The 18,980-nt window shown below is 33.9% G+C and carries 15 protein-coding genes and 1 tRNA gene; 8 read left to right on the top strand and 8 right to left on the bottom strand.

Features of this window, described 5'->3' with window-relative positions; all coding sequences use genetic code 11:
* Nucleotides 1–79: 79 nt before the first annotated feature.
* The 4 genes from M666_RS04725 to mce all read right to left on the bottom strand — a co-directional run bounded on the left by M666_RS04725 (nucleotide 80) and on the right by mce (nucleotide 2,888).
* The gene (locus tag M666_RS04725; protein ID WP_029447553.1) at nucleotides 80–1,129 is read right to left on the bottom strand and encodes a FecR family protein; all 1,050 of its coding nucleotides are present in this window, start codon (nucleotides 1,127–1,129) and stop codon (nucleotides 80–82) included.
* 126 nt (nucleotides 1,130–1,255) lie between these two features.
* A complete protein-coding gene (locus tag M666_RS04730; protein ID WP_029447552.1) occupies nucleotides 1,256–1,924 on the bottom strand; it encodes an RNA polymerase sigma factor in 669 nt (222 codons plus the stop codon).
* 367 nt (nucleotides 1,925–2,291) lie between these two features.
* Nucleotides 2,292–2,365, bottom strand: a tRNA-Ile gene (locus M666_RS04735).
* Nucleotides 2,366–2,477: 112 nt separating this feature from the next.
* Nucleotides 2,478–2,888 carry a methylmalonyl-CoA epimerase gene (gene mce / locus M666_RS04740; protein ID WP_029447551.1) on the bottom strand — a complete coding sequence of 137 codons (411 nt, stop codon included), beginning with the start codon at nucleotides 2,886–2,888 and terminating at the stop codon, nucleotides 2,478–2,480.
* A gap of 60 nt (nucleotides 2,889–2,948) precedes the next feature.
* Between mce and rbfA the strand changes: the two genes are divergently transcribed.
* Entirely contained in the window at nucleotides 2,949–3,341 is a 393-nt protein-coding gene (rbfA, locus tag M666_RS04745) for a 30S ribosome-binding factor RbfA (protein WP_024482423.1), read from the top strand.
* 3 nt (nucleotides 3,342–3,344) lie between these two features.
* Nucleotides 3,345–4,547 carry an ABC transporter permease gene (locus tag M666_RS04750; protein ID WP_029447550.1) on the top strand — a complete coding sequence of 401 codons (1,203 nt, stop codon included), beginning with the start codon at nucleotides 3,345–3,347 and terminating at the stop codon, nucleotides 4,545–4,547.
* Nucleotides 4,548–4,555: 8 nt separating this feature from the next.
* Here M666_RS04750 and M666_RS04755 read toward each other — a convergent pair whose 3' ends face one another.
* Both M666_RS04755 and dusB read right to left on the bottom strand, forming a co-directional pair.
* Nucleotides 4,556–5,155 carry a hypothetical protein gene (locus tag M666_RS04755; protein WP_029450458.1) on the bottom strand — a complete coding sequence of 200 codons (600 nt, stop codon included), beginning with the start codon at nucleotides 5,153–5,155 and terminating at the stop codon, nucleotides 4,556–4,558.
* 88 nt (nucleotides 5,156–5,243) lie between these two features.
* Complete coding sequence (gene dusB / locus M666_RS04760) at nucleotides 5,244–6,242, bottom strand: tRNA dihydrouridine synthase DusB (RefSeq protein WP_025616334.1); 999 nt, start codon at nucleotides 6,240–6,242, stop codon at nucleotides 5,244–5,246.
* A 387-nt stretch (nucleotides 6,243–6,629) separates the two neighbouring features.
* Between dusB and lepA the strand changes: the two genes are divergently transcribed.
* Nucleotides 6,630–8,426: a translation elongation factor 4 gene (lepA, locus tag M666_RS04765; RefSeq protein WP_025616333.1), complete on the top strand. Its 1,797-nt coding sequence runs from the start codon at nucleotides 6,630–6,632 to the stop codon at nucleotides 8,424–8,426.
* A gap of 60 nt (nucleotides 8,427–8,486) precedes the next feature.
* On the opposite strand, the gene M666_RS04770 is transcribed toward lepA, so the two are convergent.
* Entirely contained in the window at nucleotides 8,487–8,756 is a 270-nt protein-coding gene (locus tag M666_RS04770) for a hypothetical protein (protein ID WP_029447548.1), read from the bottom strand.
* A gap of 216 nt (nucleotides 8,757–8,972) precedes the next feature.
* Here M666_RS04770 and M666_RS04775 point away from each other — a divergent pair, with 216 nt between their 5' ends.
* Nucleotides 8,973–9,767, top strand: coding sequence for a hypothetical protein (locus M666_RS04775; protein WP_029447547.1), 795 nt, complete (start codon nucleotides 8,973–8,975; stop codon nucleotides 9,765–9,767).
* 74 nt (nucleotides 9,768–9,841) lie between these two features.
* Here M666_RS04775 and M666_RS04780 read toward each other — a convergent pair whose 3' ends face one another.
* A complete protein-coding gene (locus M666_RS04780; RefSeq protein ID WP_024482417.1) occupies nucleotides 9,842–11,677 on the bottom strand; it encodes a cation:proton antiporter in 1,836 nt (611 codons plus the stop codon).
* Between the two features lie 199 nt (nucleotides 11,678–11,876).
* Here M666_RS04780 and M666_RS04785 point away from each other — a divergent pair, with 199 nt between their 5' ends.
* From M666_RS04785 to M666_RS04800, 4 genes are all read left to right on the top strand, one after another.
* Nucleotides 11,877–12,740, top strand: a complete 864-nt coding sequence (locus M666_RS04785) for a universal stress protein (protein WP_029447546.1) — start codon at nucleotides 11,877–11,879, stop codon at nucleotides 12,738–12,740.
* Nucleotides 12,737–14,947 (top strand): SulP family inorganic anion transporter, encoded by a 2,211-nt coding sequence (locus M666_RS04790; protein WP_029447545.1) that lies wholly within the window; start codon nucleotides 12,737–12,739, stop codon nucleotides 14,945–14,947. Before M666_RS04785 ends, M666_RS04790 begins: the two co-directional genes overlap by 4 nt.
* Before the next feature lie 161 nt (nucleotides 14,948–15,108).
* Nucleotides 15,109–18,588, top strand: a complete 3,480-nt coding sequence (locus M666_RS19930) for a PAS domain S-box protein (RefSeq protein ID WP_029447544.1) — start codon at nucleotides 15,109–15,111, stop codon at nucleotides 18,586–18,588.
* Complete coding sequence (locus M666_RS04800) at nucleotides 18,557–18,946, top strand: response regulator (protein ID WP_029447543.1); 390 nt, start codon at nucleotides 18,557–18,559, stop codon at nucleotides 18,944–18,946. Before M666_RS19930 ends, M666_RS04800 begins: the two co-directional genes overlap by 32 nt.
* Nucleotides 18,947–18,980 lie beyond the last annotated feature (34 nt).

The raw sequence follows: 18,980 nt of genomic DNA on the forward strand, positions 1-18,980 counted from the left end.
CCAGAAGATGTTGGACGCATCTTCTGGTTTTTTTTACTAATTCAAATAAATAATAGGTTTACTTCATTCACGGTGTGTTTTAATTAATGATGATACTATTTCCTTTAAAGCTGTAGTTCATATTTGTACTCGCCTTAATATTTTTTAAGACACTCTCTATATCTTCATTTAAATCTAAATACCCAGAAAAACTTTCTGAGCTCAAGGTTTCGTCTTCAATCAGTATATTTTTATTATAGTACCTAGAAATCCTTTTCATAATATGCTTTAAATCGTTTTTCTTGAATACAAACACACCATCTCTCCAAGAAAAATAATGATCAACATTTACCTTTTCTGAAAAAATACTTTTGTTATTTTTATCATAACTCGCTTTTGTTCCAGGAGTAATTTTCATTTTATCGAGGTGTCCTGATGAGGTTTCGTTTTTGTAGCTAATTTGTACACTACCACTCTTTAGTACTGTATTTATTGTGCTTTCATCTGCATAACTAGTTACGCCAAAAACAGTTCCTAACACCTCTATCTCTTGGTCCTGAGACATTACTATAAAAGGGTGATATTTATTATGGGCTACGTCAAAAATAGCTTCTCCCTCTAAATACACTTCTCTTCTATCGCCATTAAAAACAGCAGGATACACCATTTTTGATCCGGAATTTAACCATACAGTACTCCCGTCAGATAAATTTATTTTTGTGCGTTCCCCGAAAGGAACTAACAGCGTATTGTACACCGTTTTATTATTTTTAGAAGTCTCTTGGTTTACTTCTTTTGAATTGCCTAAAGTTATTTTCTGCCCTGTATTAGAGTAGTTAATGCTTTTATTATTTGGGTCTATCTTTAAATTTTCACCACTTCCTAAAATCAATACTACCTTATCAGAATCATTAACATTTAAATTCTTTGAAGCAGATACCACATCTGCAATAGAACTTTCTTGCGTTCTATTCTGATACCAAAAAAAACCAGAAACAAAGAGTATCAAAACAAATGCGATAGACAATGCCTTCCCAAAGTGTTTCTTCTTTTTTGAAGTCTTGTCTATAGAAGCAAGTATGTTCTTCTTCAACAACGCTTTCTCAACTTCAGATAACTGGTTATTATATTTAGATTTAATTTCTTTCATGTCTTTACTTAGATTCAATAATCTTACCTTTTAAACTTTAATTAAATTGACTATTTGAATTGAATTCTATTACTAATAAGTAATTAGTTTATTTTTTATAGACATCATTAATCCAATTTATTTGAATTAATAAAATTTTAGCTTTCGCAAGGTTTTAATAGCACGGTAGATTGATGTTCTTGCAGTTTGTATAGAAATATCCATAATTGTTGAAATTTCTTCGTACGATTTTTCCTGATCGAACCTTAAAAAAAGTATTTTCTGCTGTTTTTTGGTTAAGGTGCTTATCGCTTCTGCCAATTTTTCGTTTCGCTCTTTAATACCTTCTTGATGGATGATAGACTTCTCACAAGAACTAATATGGTTTGCTTTGGTAAAATCTGGCTTAAATTGAAAATCATCTAAAGAGACAGCCAAATTTTTAGTTCTGTATTTTTTATTGATTTTACGCTTTAAAGATCTAAACAAGTAATATTTTACATTATCCGTCATAGATAAATTATTTCTGTACTTATATAGGTCTACAAATAAATCATGGATACAATCAGAAACATAGCTTTTATCTTTGGAATGATACATACCATAGGTAAATAAGATGTTGATATAGATATCATACAGATTACCTAAAGCAGCCTTGTCTCCATCAATTAATTTTTGCCAAATTAAAATTTCCTTTTCCTTCTCTATAAAGAAATCTGTACTGCTAATTTCTGGCTGATGTGTGAACATCTGTTCGTCCGTATCTCGATTTCTTTCTGTAGCTAAAGCCAATGCTAACTCACCATATTCTTGCATGATACTTGAATTTATAATTATGTTCTGCTTATGCCTTCATACTAAATAAGTAATATATGATCTTCTTATAGACACTATTATTGATTTTTTATCAAAAAAAATAAAATCATAAATTATCAGTAGGTATTTTAAGTATATGATATGTAATGTTTACATATATTGACAATATGATACATATAATATAAAACTAATTTGATTACGAAGCGCATTACTAATTCTAAAACCATAAAGAACACTTCTAAATGCTGGCGCGGCTTATTGAGGATTTAATCCCATAAAAAGGAGTATAAGCTTCATAATGGTTGGGGTAGGAATAGAAATAAAAAAAGCCTCTCGATTTCTCGAAAGGCTTAACAAACTGTAAAAGTGGTCCCACCTGGGCTCGAACCAGGGACCACCTGATTATGAGTCAGGTGCTCTAACCAACTGAGCTATAGGACCGGCAATTTGCGGATGCAATATTACCACTTATTTTTATACGTTGCAAGCATTCTCTTTTACAAAAATGCTACAAATCCCAATTTTATTTCTAATTGTACTGATATACAAAAAATTAGAGCGTTTCTGGAGCCTCTTGACAAAGCTCTATTAATACCCCATTTGTAGTTTTAGGATGCACAAAAGCCACCAATTTATTATCTGCACCCTTTTTAGGAACTTCATTTAAAATAGTAAAGCCCTCTGCTTTTAAACGTGCTATTTCTGCAACAATATCATCTACTGCAAAAGCTATATGATGAACGCCTTCCCCTTTTTTTTCTAAAAATTTTGCAATAGGTCCGTCTATACTGGTAGCTTCTAAAAGTTCTATCTTATTAGGACCGTTCTTGAAAAAAGAGGTTTTCACCCCTTCAGATAACACTTCTTCTTCCTTATATGGCGCTACTCCTAACAACTTCTCAAACAAGTCATTAGAGGTTTCCAAGCTATTCACGGCTATACCAATATGCTCAATTTTTTTCATTTTTTCTACTATATAGTACTAATGCACTAAAATACGCAATAATCTGCGTATTTTTGTCCCATGGAAACACAGAGACAAAAAAAAATAGGTGGCGTCATACAGAAAGATATCGCTGATGTCTTACAAAGAGCCGCAACGGATGGTGGACTTAGAGGGACTTTAATTTCCGTTTCAAAAGTTCTTGTTACTACAGATCTTTCTATTGCAAAAGTATACGTAAGTATTTTTCCAACAAAAGATGCTCAGGAGTTATTAAATGGTATGAAATCTAATCAACCATTAATTAAACATGAATTGGCACAACGCACAAAAAATCAATTACGTCGTATGCCAGAACTTATGTTCTTCTTAGATGATTCGTTAGAATATATAGACGGAATAGAAAAATCTTTAAAAGGAAAGGACAACCCAATTGACAATCCTGATTTATTAGAAAAAAGAAAAAAAGCATAGTCATTGAATTTTCCGCTGTACATCGCCAAGCGTTACGTAAGGTCAAAAAGTAAGCAAAGTGCCGTCAATATCATCAATTTGGTTACTTTTTGCGTTATTGTCATTGGCTCAGCAGCACTATTTATAGTCCTTTCTGGATTTTCTGGCTTAAAAACATATAGCCTTTCTTATACTAATTCTTTTGATCCAGATTTAAAAGCCTTACCCGTAACTGGTAAGTTTTTTCATATCTCTCCAGAACAAGAAGAGAAACTTGGTACGCTTGAAGGAATAACTGCCTACTCAAAAGAATTAGAAGACCGCGTTTATCTTACCCACAAACAAAAAGACCACATTGCTTATGTTAAAGGGGTAGACACCAACTACAATAACGTTACCCAAATAGACAGTATTTTATACATTGGTACGTGGATCAATGAACAGCAAGTAGTCACAGGTATAGGAATTGCTAACCTCCTTGGATTATCTATTAACAATGTCCGCAGTCCTCTAGAAATTTTAGTACCTAGAGCAGGAACCCAATCTTTAACTCAGCAAGGCCCTAATGCTAAATTTTTCAATACAGCACGTGTGGTAATAAGTGGTGTTTATGCTGTAGAAGCAGATCTAGATAATAAGTATGTATTTGCTGATCTTGCTTTGGTACAAGCTTTATTAGATAAAGAGCGCTCCGAAGTTTCTGGAGTCAATTTTAAATTTTCGAATTCCGATACTGCCGAAAAGACTCGAGAAGAAATTAAAGCAATTCTTGGAAAAGACATCCTTTTAAAAAATAGAAAAGAGCTTAATAGCACACTTTACCGCATGTTGAATACCGAAAACATGGCGACTTATTTAATCTTCACCCTGGTATTAATCATCGCTTTGTTCAACGTTGTCGGGGCTTTTATTATGATGATTTTAGACCAACAAGGAAATTCTAAAACCTTATATAGTTTAGGTACCAGCATTCGCCAATTAAGAAGAATTTACTTTATTCAAGGGGTCATTGTTACCTTTTTAGGCGGACTCATAGGTGTAGCCTTAGGATCACTATTAATTTGGTCACAACTTCTTTTTGAGTGGTTAAAGATTAGTGGAGATTTAGCCTACCCAGTAGAATATCTATGGGCAAACGTATTGGTGGTTTTAGCTACGATTACGGTCTTAGGAATTATCGCATCAAAAATTGCAAGCAGTAGAATTAATAAGGCGCTATTAACTTAAGAGGCACGTTAATTAATCATCAAAGGAGGTGGTGGCACATTAGTAATTGGAGAATAATCTACAATTAAAATAATAGCGTAAAAGTTATCGTTCAATTTTTCTAATTCCTTTTCACTAAGAGACCTTAAAGGTTTTTCTAATAGTTCCATGGATTTGTATTCTAATACTAGATCAATTCCTTTCAAAACCTCAACTAATTTTTTTTTATTTGCCACTTCACCCAACCTTACATCCCAATTAAAGTTATAAAAAAGACCATTATACTTTTTTGAATCTAGCCTTTCTTTAGTGTGTCTGAAAATTTCATTTTTAAGGTTTTCATTAAGACCAACCAATTCGCTTTCTACTAGTACTTGGTTGTTCTCATTACATATTACATCAATGATATTATGAATTAATACTGCATCATTACAGTCCTTGTCAATAATTACAGGAAATATATATTTAGAATTTTCTAGCTCAAATACACCTAATTTATATCTTTCCTGGCAAAGATTTATTTTATTATTTTTTTCAAGAGAATGAATAAAATCAATATTATTCAATGAAAAATCTATATTAATGGTATCTGCTTTTCTATCAAAATGATGAAAGCTAAAAACTTCCATATCTTGTTTACAGTTAATAGTAACACAGGTAATAATGAGTAGAAGTAAAAAGTTAGTTTTCTTAACTTTAACCATTGAAATACACTAATTAGATGGAGTCAAACTCGTAGTCCCCAAAAATCTTTAGCACTTCTTCAAAAGCTTTAAAAACATCTTCTGAATGATCACTGGTTACCATTTTCATTCTATATTCCTTAAAATTAGGAATACCTTTAAAGTAATTGGTATAGTGTCTTCTTGTTTCAAAAACACCTAATTGTTCCCCTTTCCAATCTATTGCCATTTGCAAATGACGCTGTGCAGCTTCTACACGTTCTTGAATAGTAGGCGGTGCTAAATGTTCTCCTGTTTTAAAAAAGTGCTTTACCTCATTAAAAAACCAAGGATAACCAATACTAGCTCTACCTATCATAGCACCATCTAATCCGTATTCATCACGCATTTTCATTGCCGCTTCTGGCGTATTAACATCGCCATTTCCAAAAACAGGAATATGCATTCTTTGGTTGTTCTTCACTTCTGCTATCGGCCCCCAATTGGCATCACCTTTATACATCTGTGCCCGCGTTCTTCCATGAATAGCAATGGCCTTACAACCTACATCTTGTAAACGCTCTGCAACCTCAACAATTTTAATAGAATCATCATCCCAACCCAAACGAGTCTTTACCGTAATAGGTAATTTAGTATGCTTAACCATGGCTTCCGTCAAAGAAACCATAAGATCTATATCTTTTAAAATACCTGCACCAGCTCCTTTACTTACTACCTTTTTTACAGGGCAACCAAAGTTAATATCTATTATATCTGGATTAGACTTTTCTACAATCGCTACGGATTGTAACATCGATTCTAGATTGGCTCCAAAAATTTGAATCCCCACCGGACGTTCTTTCTCATAGATATCTAATTTCATAACACTTTTAGCAGCGTCACGAATCAAACCCTCAGACGAGATAAACTCCGTATATACCACATCTGCGCCTTGCTCTTTACATAGCGCGCGAAAAGGTGGATCGCTCACGTCTTCCATCGGCGCAAGTAATAATGGGAAATCTGGCAGTTGTATGTCTCCTATTTTTGGCAAAACTTTCTAATTTAATACGAGGCAAAATTACGTAATTTTTAGGAAGTTATCACACCCTAATTATGAACGCAAATATTTAAGGAATTCTAAAGCATTAGCCTGTTTAAACTTCATTTTTAGGAATATACCCAACTATAGAAAGAAAAAAGTCACGGTACTATTTTAGGTAGGAGAACGCATTTTTTATCAACTATTTTAGCATGTTAAACTTGTTTTTTGTCAAAAAAAAGTACAATCTGTTCTTATTTTACTGCTTTTAATCGTATTTCATTCTTATTTCTATTCTTGTCATATTTAATGCTCAACAAATCACTTATATTTGCAATTGGTTTTCGATATTTTTTTTGATAAACCATAATTTTAGTCAACTGAACTTATTCAGCTTACATGAAAAACATTAGAAACTTCTGTATTATTGCACATATTGACCATGGTAAAAGTACTTTGGCAGATAGATTGTTAGATTTCACTGGTTCTGTTACAGATCGAGAGAAAAAAGAACAATTGTTGGATAGTATGGATTTAGAGCGTGAACGTGGTATTACCATTAAAAGTCACGCTATACAAATGGACTACACCTATAAAGGTGAGCAATACATATTAAACCTTATTGATACTCCTGGCCACGTAGATTTCTCTTATGAAGTTTCTAGATCTATTGCAGCTTGTGAAGGTGCCTTATTAATTGTTGATGCTGCACAAAGTATTCAAGCACAAACAATAAGTAACTTATACCTTGCCCTTGAGAACGATTTAGAAATTATTCCCGTATTAAACAAAGTAGATTTACCAAGTGCTAACCCTGAAGAAGTTACGGATGATATCGTTGATTTATTAGGCTGTGATCCTAGTGAAGTTATTCCTGCCAGTGCTAAAACAGGTATTGGTATCGAAGAAATTTTAACGGCAATTATTGAGCGTATTCCTCCTCCAAAAGGAAACCCTGATGAATCATTACAAGCTTTAGTATTTGACTCTGTTTACAATCCTTTTAGAGGGGTAGAAACCTATTTTAGAGTTATTAATGGTGAAATAAAAAAAGGTCAAAAAATAAAATTCGTAGCTACAGACAGTGACTATTTTGCTGATGAAGTAGGTACTTTAAAACTAACACAACACCCAAAGCAAAGTGTTAAGGCTGGTGATGTTGGTTACTTAATTACTGGAATAAAAGATGCTCGTGAAGTAAAAGTAGGTGATACAATTACGGATGCCGCGAATCCTACAAAAAACCCGATTGCTGGTTTTGAAGATGTAAAACCAATGGTTTTTGCCGGTATTTACCCTGTTGATACCGACGAATTTGAAGAGCTTAGAGCTTCTATGGAGAAGTTACAACTCAATGACGCTTCCTTAGTATTTGCACCAGAAAGTAGTGCTGCCCTTGGCTTTGGTTTCCGTTGTGGTTTCTTAGGAATGCTTCATATGGAAATTATTCAAGAGCGTTTAGAGCGTGAGTTTAACATGACCGTAATTACTACGGTACCTAACGTTAGTTACCATGCATACACGCGTAAAAACCCTGATACAGCGTTAATAGTTAATAACCCTACAGATTTACCCGATCCGTCTAGTATAGATCGTGTAGAGGAGCCGTATATAAAAGCTACAATCATTACTAAATCAGATTTTGTTGGTAATGTTATGTCTCTTTGTATTGAAAAAAGAGGGGTTATCACCAATCAGACGTATTTAACAACAGAACGTGTTGAACTTAATTTTGATATGCCTTTGGCAGAAATAGTTTTCGATTTTTATGATCGATTAAAAACAGTTTCTAAAGGCTATGCTTCTTTTGACTATACGCCTATTGGAATGCGTACCTCTAAATTAGTACGTGTAGATATTTTATTAAACGCACAACCAGTAGATGCCCTATCTGCACTTATTCACGCAGATAATGCCGTTAATATCGGTAAAAGAATGTGTGAAAAGTTAAAAGAACTAATCCCGCGTCAGCAGTTTGATATTCCTATTCAAGCAGCTATTGGAGCAAAAGTAATTTCAAGAGAAACAACAAAAGCCTTACGTAAAGACGTTACCGCCAAATGTTATGGTGGTGATATTTCTCGTAAACGTAAACTTTTAGAGAAACAGAAAAAAGGTAAAAAAAGAATGCGTCAGGTAGGTAACGTAGAAGTACCACAAGAAGCATTTATGGCTGTTTTAAAGCTAAACGATTAACAAAAAAGGCTACATTAAAATGTAGCCTTTTTTTATATACTATAAAATAAACACGCCTAATTAATTGGCTTGCCCCAAGTCAATAGCACCAGCAGAGCAGATTCCCTTTACATAGTCCTCCGGACTCAAGCCTCCCAGTTCTTCTTCAGAAATAGTTTCAGAATTCCCCCCAGAGGAAATAACAACTGTACCATCACCATTATCACAAGCTGTTATAGGAACCCCTATAAGTTCGCAACTTTCGCAGATGCCTTTATCATCGTTATCTTTAGCGCACGAAAAAAATAAAACACTTCCTATTAGTGCGGCGAATAAAATTGATTTTTTCATAAAATAAATAGTTTTGGTTTTGGTTATGTATTTCAAAACAGATTATTTTAAGTGATATTGCCAATTACTGCAAAAAGAAATTAAATCGCCTATCGCGTGGATGAAATCCAATACTAGGTAAAAACTTAAAATTGAACTTTTTTTAACAAATTTTAAGAATTGGTATACTATTTGCGAACTTTTTACGTTACAAAATAGAACCTGATTGTAAATGTCATGAAAAAGCTCCACCAACTAAAATATTCTACTTTTATACTTATTGCTTTATTTGGTTTGGCCCTAACTAGCTGCTCCACAGATAATACCAATTCTGAAGCTATAGAAATTTCGGAATTTGAGGTTCAAAAAGTATTAGCTATTGATGATTATTCAGGTATTGTAGACAATGCTATCACCGAAGCTTTTTTAGGCAAGAATAGCACTGGAAAAAGGTTTTCTTCTCAGAAAGACACAGAATGTTATAATACCACCTATACCGATGCTGGTTTCACCATGATCTTTAATAATTGTATTTACAACGAAACAGATAACGTCAGCGGCACTATAAATGCCACCTATACTATAGGAGAGACAAATACTACTTTTACAGCAACCTATAGCAATTTTTATATTGGAACCATCCAATTAAACGGCACAAGAACATTTACGATAAGTACCACTGAGAATGAAGGTGATATAAACTTTAGCGTAACTTCAGATATGGTTATTATCCTGGAGGATGGTGAAGTAATTACCGAAGCAGGAACTAAAACAGCTAGTATCATTTTTGCTGAAGATAATATTGTCATTGCCGTAACAGGTACTTGGGCTCTTGTAGAAAACGGAGATACCTATGAGGTAATTGTTACTGAAAAATTAACCAAGTTAATAGATTGTGAGTATTTCTCTGATGGTCTTTTTATCTTATCAAAAAATGGTATTGATGTTGTAGTAGATCTGGGTGATGGTACTTGTGATAACAAAGCCAACATAATTTATCCTAATGGAGTTACTGAAGAGGTTACCCTATAATACCCCTACGATACTACTTAAAAAGCCCTTTGTATATTTCATACAAAGGGCTTTTTAATACGTTTTAATTTAGGCTAGGCTTCTTGATCGTCTTCAAAACGTTTCCCTAAATACACCAATTTAAATTGTTCCGTAATATCTTCAAATTCCTCACTAAAAGAAGAAATGATCTTTAAATCTCCTTCTGGTGTTTTCAAAAATACTGGAATTGAATTAGGATCTGCCTTCGTAATTTCAATCAAACTATTATAATGCTCCGTAGATTTTAAATCTATTTCATGGATAGACGGATACTTACGTACCGCTTCTGTTAACTTTATAAAATCATCTGTATGTGAAAAAAGTCCCTCTTTAGGATTCGTATCCGGATTACTCATTTCATCGTCGGTTACCAATCTAAAAGCACCATTCTCTCCAAAATGTTTAGAGAATTTACTGATGGCGTATCTATTGATGTCAGAATTCCCCGTTAACGCCATTAAATACCCAACATCGTTCAATTCTATGTTATCACTCAATGTATCTGAATAGATGTTGGCAGCAATAGCTTCCAATCCCATATTCTTAGCTTTATCTACATTGGTTTGGTTGTTATCAATAAGCACCACATGCCTATCATTCTTTTGCAAATAACTCCCAATAATTCTAGAGACTTTAGAAGCTCCTATAATTAATATCCCGTTAGATTTTTTTAAGAAAACACCAACGAGCTTCGCAAATAAACGGGCTGTTGTAGCGTTTAAAATTACCGTTCCTAAAACAATCATAAACACCAATGGTGTTATGTACTCTGCACCCGCTTCGCCTTTGGCTAATAGTTTAGAACCAAATAAAGAAGCAATACCTGCTGCCACAATCCCTCTAGGACCTACCCAACTAATAAAAAGCTTTTCATTGAGCTTAAGGGATGATCCTTGTGTACTTAAAAACACTGCTAATGGCCTAATGATAAAAACAATTACCGCAAAAAGCACGGCTGTTTGCCAGTTATAGATAAGTGCTAAATCGCTTATATTAATATTTGCCGCAAGGAGAATAAATAAGATCGAAATTAATAGAACACTTAATGATTCTTTAAAGTACAGTAATTCTTTAAGGTTCGGTAGGTTAATGTTCCCCAAGACCATTCCCATAACCACCACGGCTAATAGCCCTGATTCATGAGCAAAAACATCAGACATTACAAACACCATTAATACCAAGGACAATGAAACTACATTGAGCAAGTAATGTGGTATAAAATTCTTTTTGATGGCAAAAGTAAGTGCATGTGCAAACGTGAAACCGAAAGTGGTCCCAAAGAGCAAAATTTTACCAAACTCAATCAATGCCGTTTGCGTATAGGCTTGTCCTTCTCCTACACTTATAAATTCAAACACCAAAACGGCTGCTAAGGCACCAATAGGATCAATTAAAATACCCTCCCATTTTAAGACCGTAGAGATATCTTTCTTTAGCGGAATATTACGTAATATAGGTGTAATTACTGTTGGCCCAGTAACAATGATTAATGCTGAGAACAGGAAAGATATTTGCCAATTTAATCCAAAAATATAGTGCGCAGCTATACCAGCACCAAAGAAGGTAACCACACTACCTAAAGTGATTAATTTGGTAATCACAGGTCCTACGTTCTTAATTTCATTCCTCTTTAAGGTTAAACCACCTTCAAAAAGAATAATACTAATGGCTAAGGAAACAAAGTAGTATAAACTTTCTCCTGGAAAAAGACCTTTTTCACCATTCCAGATGGGTTCTATTAATTTAAGACCGTCTTCTGTGTATAGTGTTGCAATTGGCCCCACCAATAATCCAATCAATATCAGTGGTAAAATGGCAGGTAATTTTAATCTCCATGCCACCCATTGGGCTATTATACCCAGAACAATAATCCCCGCAAGTTCAACCATTCTTATTTTTAGGGGAAAAATACTGCTTTTATTCGTAAACTATGAATGGAACCGTAAGAATTAATGTTCTAAAGACCATAAAAAATACCCTTAAAAGGTCTAATTCTAAGGTTAAAATTTCACATTTATCACTTTCAAATTATTATCCTAAATAACATAGCTGTATTATTGTATTGAATTACAAGGCTAACGATAAGTTATGAAAGAAAAAATACATCCATTTAAAACCATATTATTTGGATTCGCTTTTTCACCAAAACTTAGAATAAACATCATTGAAACTACACGCATTGCTACGTTTTTCAATTCAAAATTAATTTTACTTCATGTTGGTGAGAAAACCGCTGAAAAGTCTGATAAGATAGCGGCGATTTTAAATGAGCTGTCTATAGAAAATTTAACCATAGAAATTCAGTGGATTCCAGGAGACCCTATTCAGGTCATTTTAGATTCTTGTAAAAACTCAAAGATAGATTTACTTATCCTAGGGGCATTACAGCATGAGAATGCTTACCAATTTTACGTAGGTTCTATTGCTCGTAAATTAACCCGTAAGGTGTGTTGTTCCGTACTGTTATTAATTAAACCCTCAGAAGAAAGGGTGTCCTGTAAAAACATTGTAGTGAATGGTTTAGATGCCCCAGATACTCCGCTTGCTATTGAAGATTCTTTTTATGTGGCTAATGCTCTTGGTGCACAACAAATTACCATTGTAGAAGAAATTTTACAACGAGAAATACACGTTAAAGTAGAAGATGATAAATCGCTTAAAAAAGCGAATATCATGAGAGAACGATTAAAACATAGAGAAGACTCTAGAGTACGTAAAATTGTTAGCGATCAGTGCGATACGTATACTCAAAATCTAAAAATTAAAACTCAAAATATCTTTGGAGAAAGAGGGTATTCTATTGGGCATTATGCAGAAGTGGTCAGGGCCGATTTATTAGTAATGAATGCTCCTAAAAAAACACGCTTCATAGACCGTTTATTCCCACATGATATTGAATATATTTTATCTGACCTTCCAACAGATTTATTAATAATCCGTAGACCAAATTGACACCTAAACAAAAGAAATCTGCTTCCTTTATAAAAGACCTCCCTAAAAATATTTTTGCGGGGTTTGTTGTGTCTTTAATAGCGCTTCCTTTAGGTTTGGGATTAGCTATTGCAAGTGAAGCACCTCCAATTTCAGGTATTATAGCCGCTGTGGTAGGCGGTATTGTCGTGTCTATTTTAGGAGGATCAAATGTAACAATTACAGGACCGGGAAATGGCTTGGTCATAGTTGTACTTGGCGCTATAACATCCCTAGGTGGCGGAGATATGTACCAAGGGTATTTATATACTTTAGCTGCCATAGTCATTTCTGGTGCTCTCTTAATGCTTTTGGGCTTTTTAAAAATGGGACGATTAGCAGATTTTTTCCCAGCATCGGCTATTGAAGGAATGCTTGCCGCCATAGGTCTCGGTATTTTGTCCAAGCAGTTTCATATTATGATTGGCCATAATAATGAACACGGCAGTATTATTTCATTGCTCCTGCAAATCCCAGAAGGTTTATTACAGCTTTTTACAGAAGGCAACCAGAGTAAGTTATTTGCTGCTGCTATTGGAATTATAAGTCTTGGTATCATGATTTTCTATTCGAAAATTAGAAATAAATACTTCCAATTAATTCCTGCTCCTATGTGGATTTTAATCCTAACCATAGGGTTGAGCTATGTTTATAAAGGAATGGATATTGCTTACCCAATGGATGCTAATTTTTTAGTGAACATTCCGGATAATGTATTCAGTTCTTTAGCATTCCCAGATTTTTCCATAGTCTATTCTAAAAAATTTATTGCCGTAGTTTTTGCCCTAACATTCATTTCTAGTATAGAATCATTATTAAGCATAAAAGCGGTTGATAAATTGGATCCACAATCTAGAAGATCTAATGTAAATAAAGATTTAAAAGCACTAGGCTTAGCCACAACTATTAGTGGTTTTTTAGGCGGACTTAATGTGGTGACCGTGATTGCAAGAAGCTCTGTAAACGTTAATAACAAAGCCTCTAACCGCTCTGCAAATTTATTTCACGCCCTATTTTTAGTATTATTTATTGTCTTATTTCAAGAACAATTACGAAGCATCCCATTAGCTGCATTGGCCGCTATTTTGGTCTATACAGGATATAAGCTTGCTACACCCAAAAACTTCCAAAAGATTGCCAAAATTGGTAAGGAGCAAATATTAATTTTCCTAGCCACGTTATTAACTACCCTATTTACCAATTTAATGACGGGTATTAGTGTGGGTATTCTTATCACCTTTATTATACACGTTATTATCAACCACAGTTTCGGTTTATTTTTTAAACATTTATTTAAGCCAAATATTCTTATGTTTAAAGAATTAGATGGTGATAATTATTATGTGAGCATTAAATATTTCTGCAGCTTTATCAATTTCTATAAACTGAAAAATAAGCTAGACATGATTCCTGAAAATGAACATGTAATTCTAGATTTTTCTATGTGTAGCTTTGTGGACCATACCTCTTTTGAAGGGGTAGAAAATTACGTGCAAACCTTTTCTAAAAAAGGTGGAAGTATAGAACTTATAGGGCTAGATAAGCATGAGGCCGATTCTAAACACCCTTTTGCCATTCGGAAAATATTACCCCTGAAGGCGCTTAAACCTATTGAAAATTACTTTACCAAACGACAAAAAAACATAGAGTTAACGGCAGAAAAATTAGGGTGGACCTATGTTCCTAAAAAAAATAAAGAAGTAGATTTTTTATCTAATTTTATATTCTTTAGAACCAAAGAAATTAATTTTATTTACAATTCATTATCTAAAAAGGATAGAAAGAAAAGTGTCTTTGATGTAGAGTTTACAGAAGGAGCTTTTATCGCTAAAGAAATAGTAAAAACTACAGTGTTGCATGTACGACTAGACCATAAGATACCCGTATTTACACTAGACAAGGAAGGTTTGCTAGAGATGCTTTACAAATTGGCTGGTTTAAAAGATATAACTATTGAAAACAGGCCGGATTTTAATAAGCGCTTTTACCTTAAAGGAGCTAATGAGCTCGACATTAAAAGAATCTTTAGTGATGAACTAATTTTATTCTTTGAAAGCAATCCGTATTACCATGTGGAGTCTAACGGGAGTTCTTTATTAATCTTTAAAAAAGAACGCTTATTAAGTGTACAAGAAGTAAAAGCCATGATTTATTTTGGAGAGCAATTACATTCTTTATTAAAGAAATAGTAATCATAGATTGATTTAATAGGTGAATTCTGATAAATATAGACGGTTTCTTTTGTAGGAATTATCCTTTTTTGTATTTTACAGTTATCTCTCTATAGTAGTACTAGGTTATACCGTTTGGGGAGTTAAAATTGCCTAGAAAACTAAACACCGACCAAGTAATGAAACTAGAAAATATTTTTCGGTTTTTTAAGAGCCCTATTACCTTTGGTCTAACCGTATTTGCAATCACATTAGCTTTAACGCAATTTCTTAATTACCAAAGCTATCTCCTTTTTGAAACTAAAAAGCAAAAAAGGCTAGTTACTCAAGCCAATTGGGTAGAGCAAGAGTTTAAAAAAACACTAGATCAAGGTTATTCCACCACTCAGACCTTGGCTTTTATTGTTGCGCATTATGGCGTGCCTAAAAATTTTGATTCCATTTCCAATTTATTGATTGCTACCAATAAAGAAATTAGCGCACTAGAAATTGTAAATAAACAGGGCGTGATAACTCATGTATTTCCTGAAAAGGAAAATAGTATTATAGGGTTTAATATCTTAAAAGATTCTCTTGGAAAGAAAGGCGCTAATGAAACCATCAAAAGAAAGGACTATTTTGTAACTGGCCCCATACGTCTGAAACAAGGTGGGATAGGTTTTGTCGGGAGAACCCCTATTTTTAAAGACGACAAATTTGAAGGGTTTACCTCGGCTATTATTTCTTTAAAAAATGTTTTAGAATCTGCCAAACTTCATAAGAGAGACAATCAGTTTTTATACCGCCTTACTAAGGTAAATCCTGATAAATCGGAACAAGTTTACTTTTCTACTTATGATAATATTACGACAAATTCATTTTCATCAACCGTAGAAATGCCACATGGTGAGTGGAAACTTTACGTATCTACGAAAGGGCGTTTGCCTATTATAGGAATACTACTATTTGGTGTTATCGGTTTGTTTGTTTCTATCCTTGCGGGTAGTATGGCTTGGTATTTATTTAAGCAACCCAAACATTTAGATAAGCTGGTTCGGAAAAAAAATTTAGAACTCGTAGAAAGCGAAGAAAAATATAGAAATTTAGTAGAACAAGCCTCCGATGGTATCTTATTAGGTGACAAACACGGGAACCTCATAGAAGTAAACATCAAAGCCTGTGAGCTTTTTGGGTACACAAAATCAGAATTATTAAAACTCAATATTTCCGCATTAGTTACTAAAGAGCACGCTAAAAAAATACCGGAAAGGATTCACAAAATTTTTCAGGAAAATTCTTTAATATCTCAACGTATATTAGTGCGGAAAGATGGCACTGAATTTTATGGTGAGATTAGTGCTACGGTACTCCCTAACAAACTTGTACAAGGCATTGTTAGAGACGTAAGTTCACGCATAGCATTAGAAAAGGTTGCTAGTAAAAATGCGGAACAAATTAAAGAGAGTGAAGAAAAATATAGAATGCTTGTAGAGGAAGCTTCAGATGGCATTTTTCTATTAAATAAAGAGTTAACCATTACAGATGTTAACCACCAATTTTGCAGGATGTTTAGAAGCACTAAAGACGTTTGTGTAGGTAGCAGTCTTATAGCCTTAATTCTCCCTGAGGATCTAGAAGCACAACCTTTAAGGATAAAAGAGCTCACCGAAGGAAAGACCATTCAAGCGCTGAGAAAAATGCTCCGCAAAGATGGGACTACTTTTACCGCTCAAGCCAATGTAAAAATGATGCCCAATCATCATTTTCTATGCATTATTCAAGATGTTACCGAACGCGAAGAAACAGCAGAGATACTTCGTAACAGTGCGCTTAAATATAGAGAATTGACAGAACGTATTTCTGATGGCTTTGTAGCCTTAGACAAAGATTGGAAATTTAATTATGTAAACGCCAAAGCTTGTGATGCCATAGGAAAATCATACTCAGAACTTATAGGCACCGTTGCTTGGGATACCTTACCCTATTTTACGCAAACTGATGCCTATAAAATGCTTCTGGAGGCCATGAAGACGCAGCAGTATAGGTATATCAAACAATACAGAGAAGAGTTTGACCGCTGGTATGAATATAGAATGTACCCGTCTGCTGAAGGAATTTCAGTGTATTTTAAAGACATCACTAAAATAAAAAAGACAGAAGAGCAAGTTTTAAAAACCAAAGCCAAAATGGAATCTGCGATCCGTATTGGAAAAATAGGCTACTGGAGCTGGGATATGCAAGACAATAGCTTGGAATGGTCTAACGAAATGTATACTATATTTGATTTGCATCCAGATACCCCCTTAACTTTTGAAAATGCGTCTTTATGTATACACCCGGAAGACAGAAAAAAACATGAAGAATTAATAAACCATAGAATTCAAAATAAAGACAATACCCCTTTTAGTTATCGTGTAGTTCACAAAGACAATTCTATACATCATGTGTTGGTAGAATTAGAAATTTTAGTGGACGAAAATGATGAGATCCATAAATTTCATGGTACCGTCATAGACATGACAGATACCATTCGGGTTAAAGAAGAGCTTAAGGAAAGTCAAGAAAAATTTTATAAATCCTTTCATTCTAACCTCGTTGGAAAAGTTATTGTAGATGCCGATAGGATCATTCTTGAAGCCAATGATACTGTAGCAAATTTACTTGAAACTACCCGAGAAAATCTGATTGGAAAAAGTCTTTTGGGAGCAGAGGTCCTTAATTTTGAACTTCACCAAGATTCTGAAACACGGCAAGTACTTTGGGATAAATTGATGCAAGAAGGAATCTTGAGAGATGAAGAAATTACCTATTATTTAAAAAACGGAAAAAAAATCCCAGCCTTATTATCTATAGAACCCTTAAAATTAAACAATAGAACCAATTATTTGGTGAGTGCCATTGATAATACCAAAAGAAAAGAAGCAGAGCACCTGTTAGAACAACAAAATGAAGAACTTTCTAAAACCAATTTAGAGCTAGACCGCTTTGTCTATAGTGCCTCTCATGAGTTGAGAGCCCCGTTATCTTCTGTCATGGGACTTATAGACATTATTTTGCATGAAGATCATGATGAAGCTCTCGTCTTTAAGCTAGACATGATGCAGCAGTCGGTAAAAAGACTAGATGATTTTATTAAAGATATTGTACAGTATTCTCAAAACAAACATTTAGAAATAGCCATGGAGCCTATAGATTTCAGGCATTTGATTAATGAATCTCTTGAAAGTTTGTGGTATTTGAAGAATAGGAAGTATATTAATATGGAGATTGATATAAAGGAGATTCCTCTTTTTTATTCCGATAAAAAGAGAATATCTATCATTTTTAATAATCTTATTTCTAACGCCATTAAATACCATAATATTAATGCTAAAAATCCAAGAATCACCATCACAATAGCATCTGTTAACGATGAAGTATCTATACAGATTGCAGATAATGGCATCGGTATCCCTGAGAAGCATCTAGATAAAATCTTTGAAATGTTTTACAGAGTATCATCAAAGGTCATGGGAACCGGCATAGGATTGTACGTCATAAAAGAAATTGTCACCAAGCTAAATGGTACAATAACCGTGGTATCAGAGCCTAATGTGGGTACTAAATTTGTAATTTTACTCCCCAATCAAACTAAAAAATCAAGAGCGAATGAAGTTCAAACAAATCTTGTTAGTCGATGATTCTGAAATTGATAATTTTATCAACAAAACTGTTTTAACCAAAGCAAATGTTGCAGAACGTATCTTGTCTGAAACTTCTCCCGAAACCGCGTTAAAATATTTGCGGGAATGTTGTAATGACCCTAGTAGTTTTCCTGAAATTATTTTTCTAGATATAAAAATGCCAGAACTAGACGGCTTTGAATTTTTAGAGGCGTTTGGTTTATTTCCCGAGCATATTAAAGAAAAATGCTGTGTGTATATCCTTAGCTCGTCTATAGATCCTAAAGATGAAGAAAGAGCGAAACAATTTCCTTGTGTTAAAAATCACATTATAAAACCTTTAGTCATAGAGCAACTAGATTCTATTTTAAAATAAAAGCGAAAATATTTTGGTACTTATCTTTCTTAAT

Origin of the sequence: Cellulophaga baltica 18 (assembly GCF_000468615.2) — a bacterium.
Taxonomy (GTDB): domain Bacteria; phylum Bacteroidota; class Bacteroidia; order Flavobacteriales; family Flavobacteriaceae; genus Cellulophaga; species Cellulophaga baltica.

Bases quoted from the DNA above. Each gene is read 5' to 3' on its own strand.
- M666_RS04725 (WP_029447553.1), bottom strand. From the start codon at position 1,129: ATGAAAGAAATTAAATCTAAATATAATAACCAGTTATCTGAAGTTGAG.
- M666_RS04730 (WP_029447552.1), bottom strand. From the start codon at position 1,924: ATGCAAGAATATGGTGAGTTAGCATTGGCTTTAGCTACAGAAAGAAAT.
- mce (WP_029447551.1), bottom strand. From the start codon at position 2,888: ATGAAAAAAATTGAGCATATTGGTATAGCCGTGAATAGCTTGGAAACC.
- rbfA (WP_024482423.1), top strand. From the start codon at position 2,949: ATGGAAACACAGAGACAAAAAAAAATAGGTGGCGTCATACAGAAAGAT.
- M666_RS04755 (WP_029450458.1), bottom strand. From the start codon at position 5,155: ATGGAAGTTTTTAGCTTTCATCATTTTGATAGAAAAGCAGATACCATT.
- lepA (WP_025616333.1), top strand. From the start codon at position 6,630: ATGAAAAACATTAGAAACTTCTGTATTATTGCACATATTGACCATGGT.
- M666_RS04770 (WP_029447548.1), bottom strand. From the start codon at position 8,756: ATGAAAAAATCAATTTTATTCGCCGCACTAATAGGAAGTGTTTTATTT.
- M666_RS04775 (WP_029447547.1), top strand. From the start codon at position 8,973: ATGAAAAAGCTCCACCAACTAAAATATTCTACTTTTATACTTATTGCT.
- M666_RS04780 (WP_024482417.1), bottom strand. From the start codon at position 11,677: ATGGTTGAACTTGCGGGGATTATTGTTCTGGGTATAATAGCCCAATGG.
- M666_RS04785 (WP_029447546.1), top strand. From the start codon at position 11,877: ATGAAAGAAAAAATACATCCATTTAAAACCATATTATTTGGATTCGCT.
- M666_RS19930 (WP_029447544.1), top strand. From the start codon at position 15,109: ATGAAACTAGAAAATATTTTTCGGTTTTTTAAGAGCCCTATTACCTTT.
- M666_RS04800 (WP_029447543.1), top strand. From the start codon at position 18,557: ATGAAGTTCAAACAAATCTTGTTAGTCGATGATTCTGAAATTGATAAT.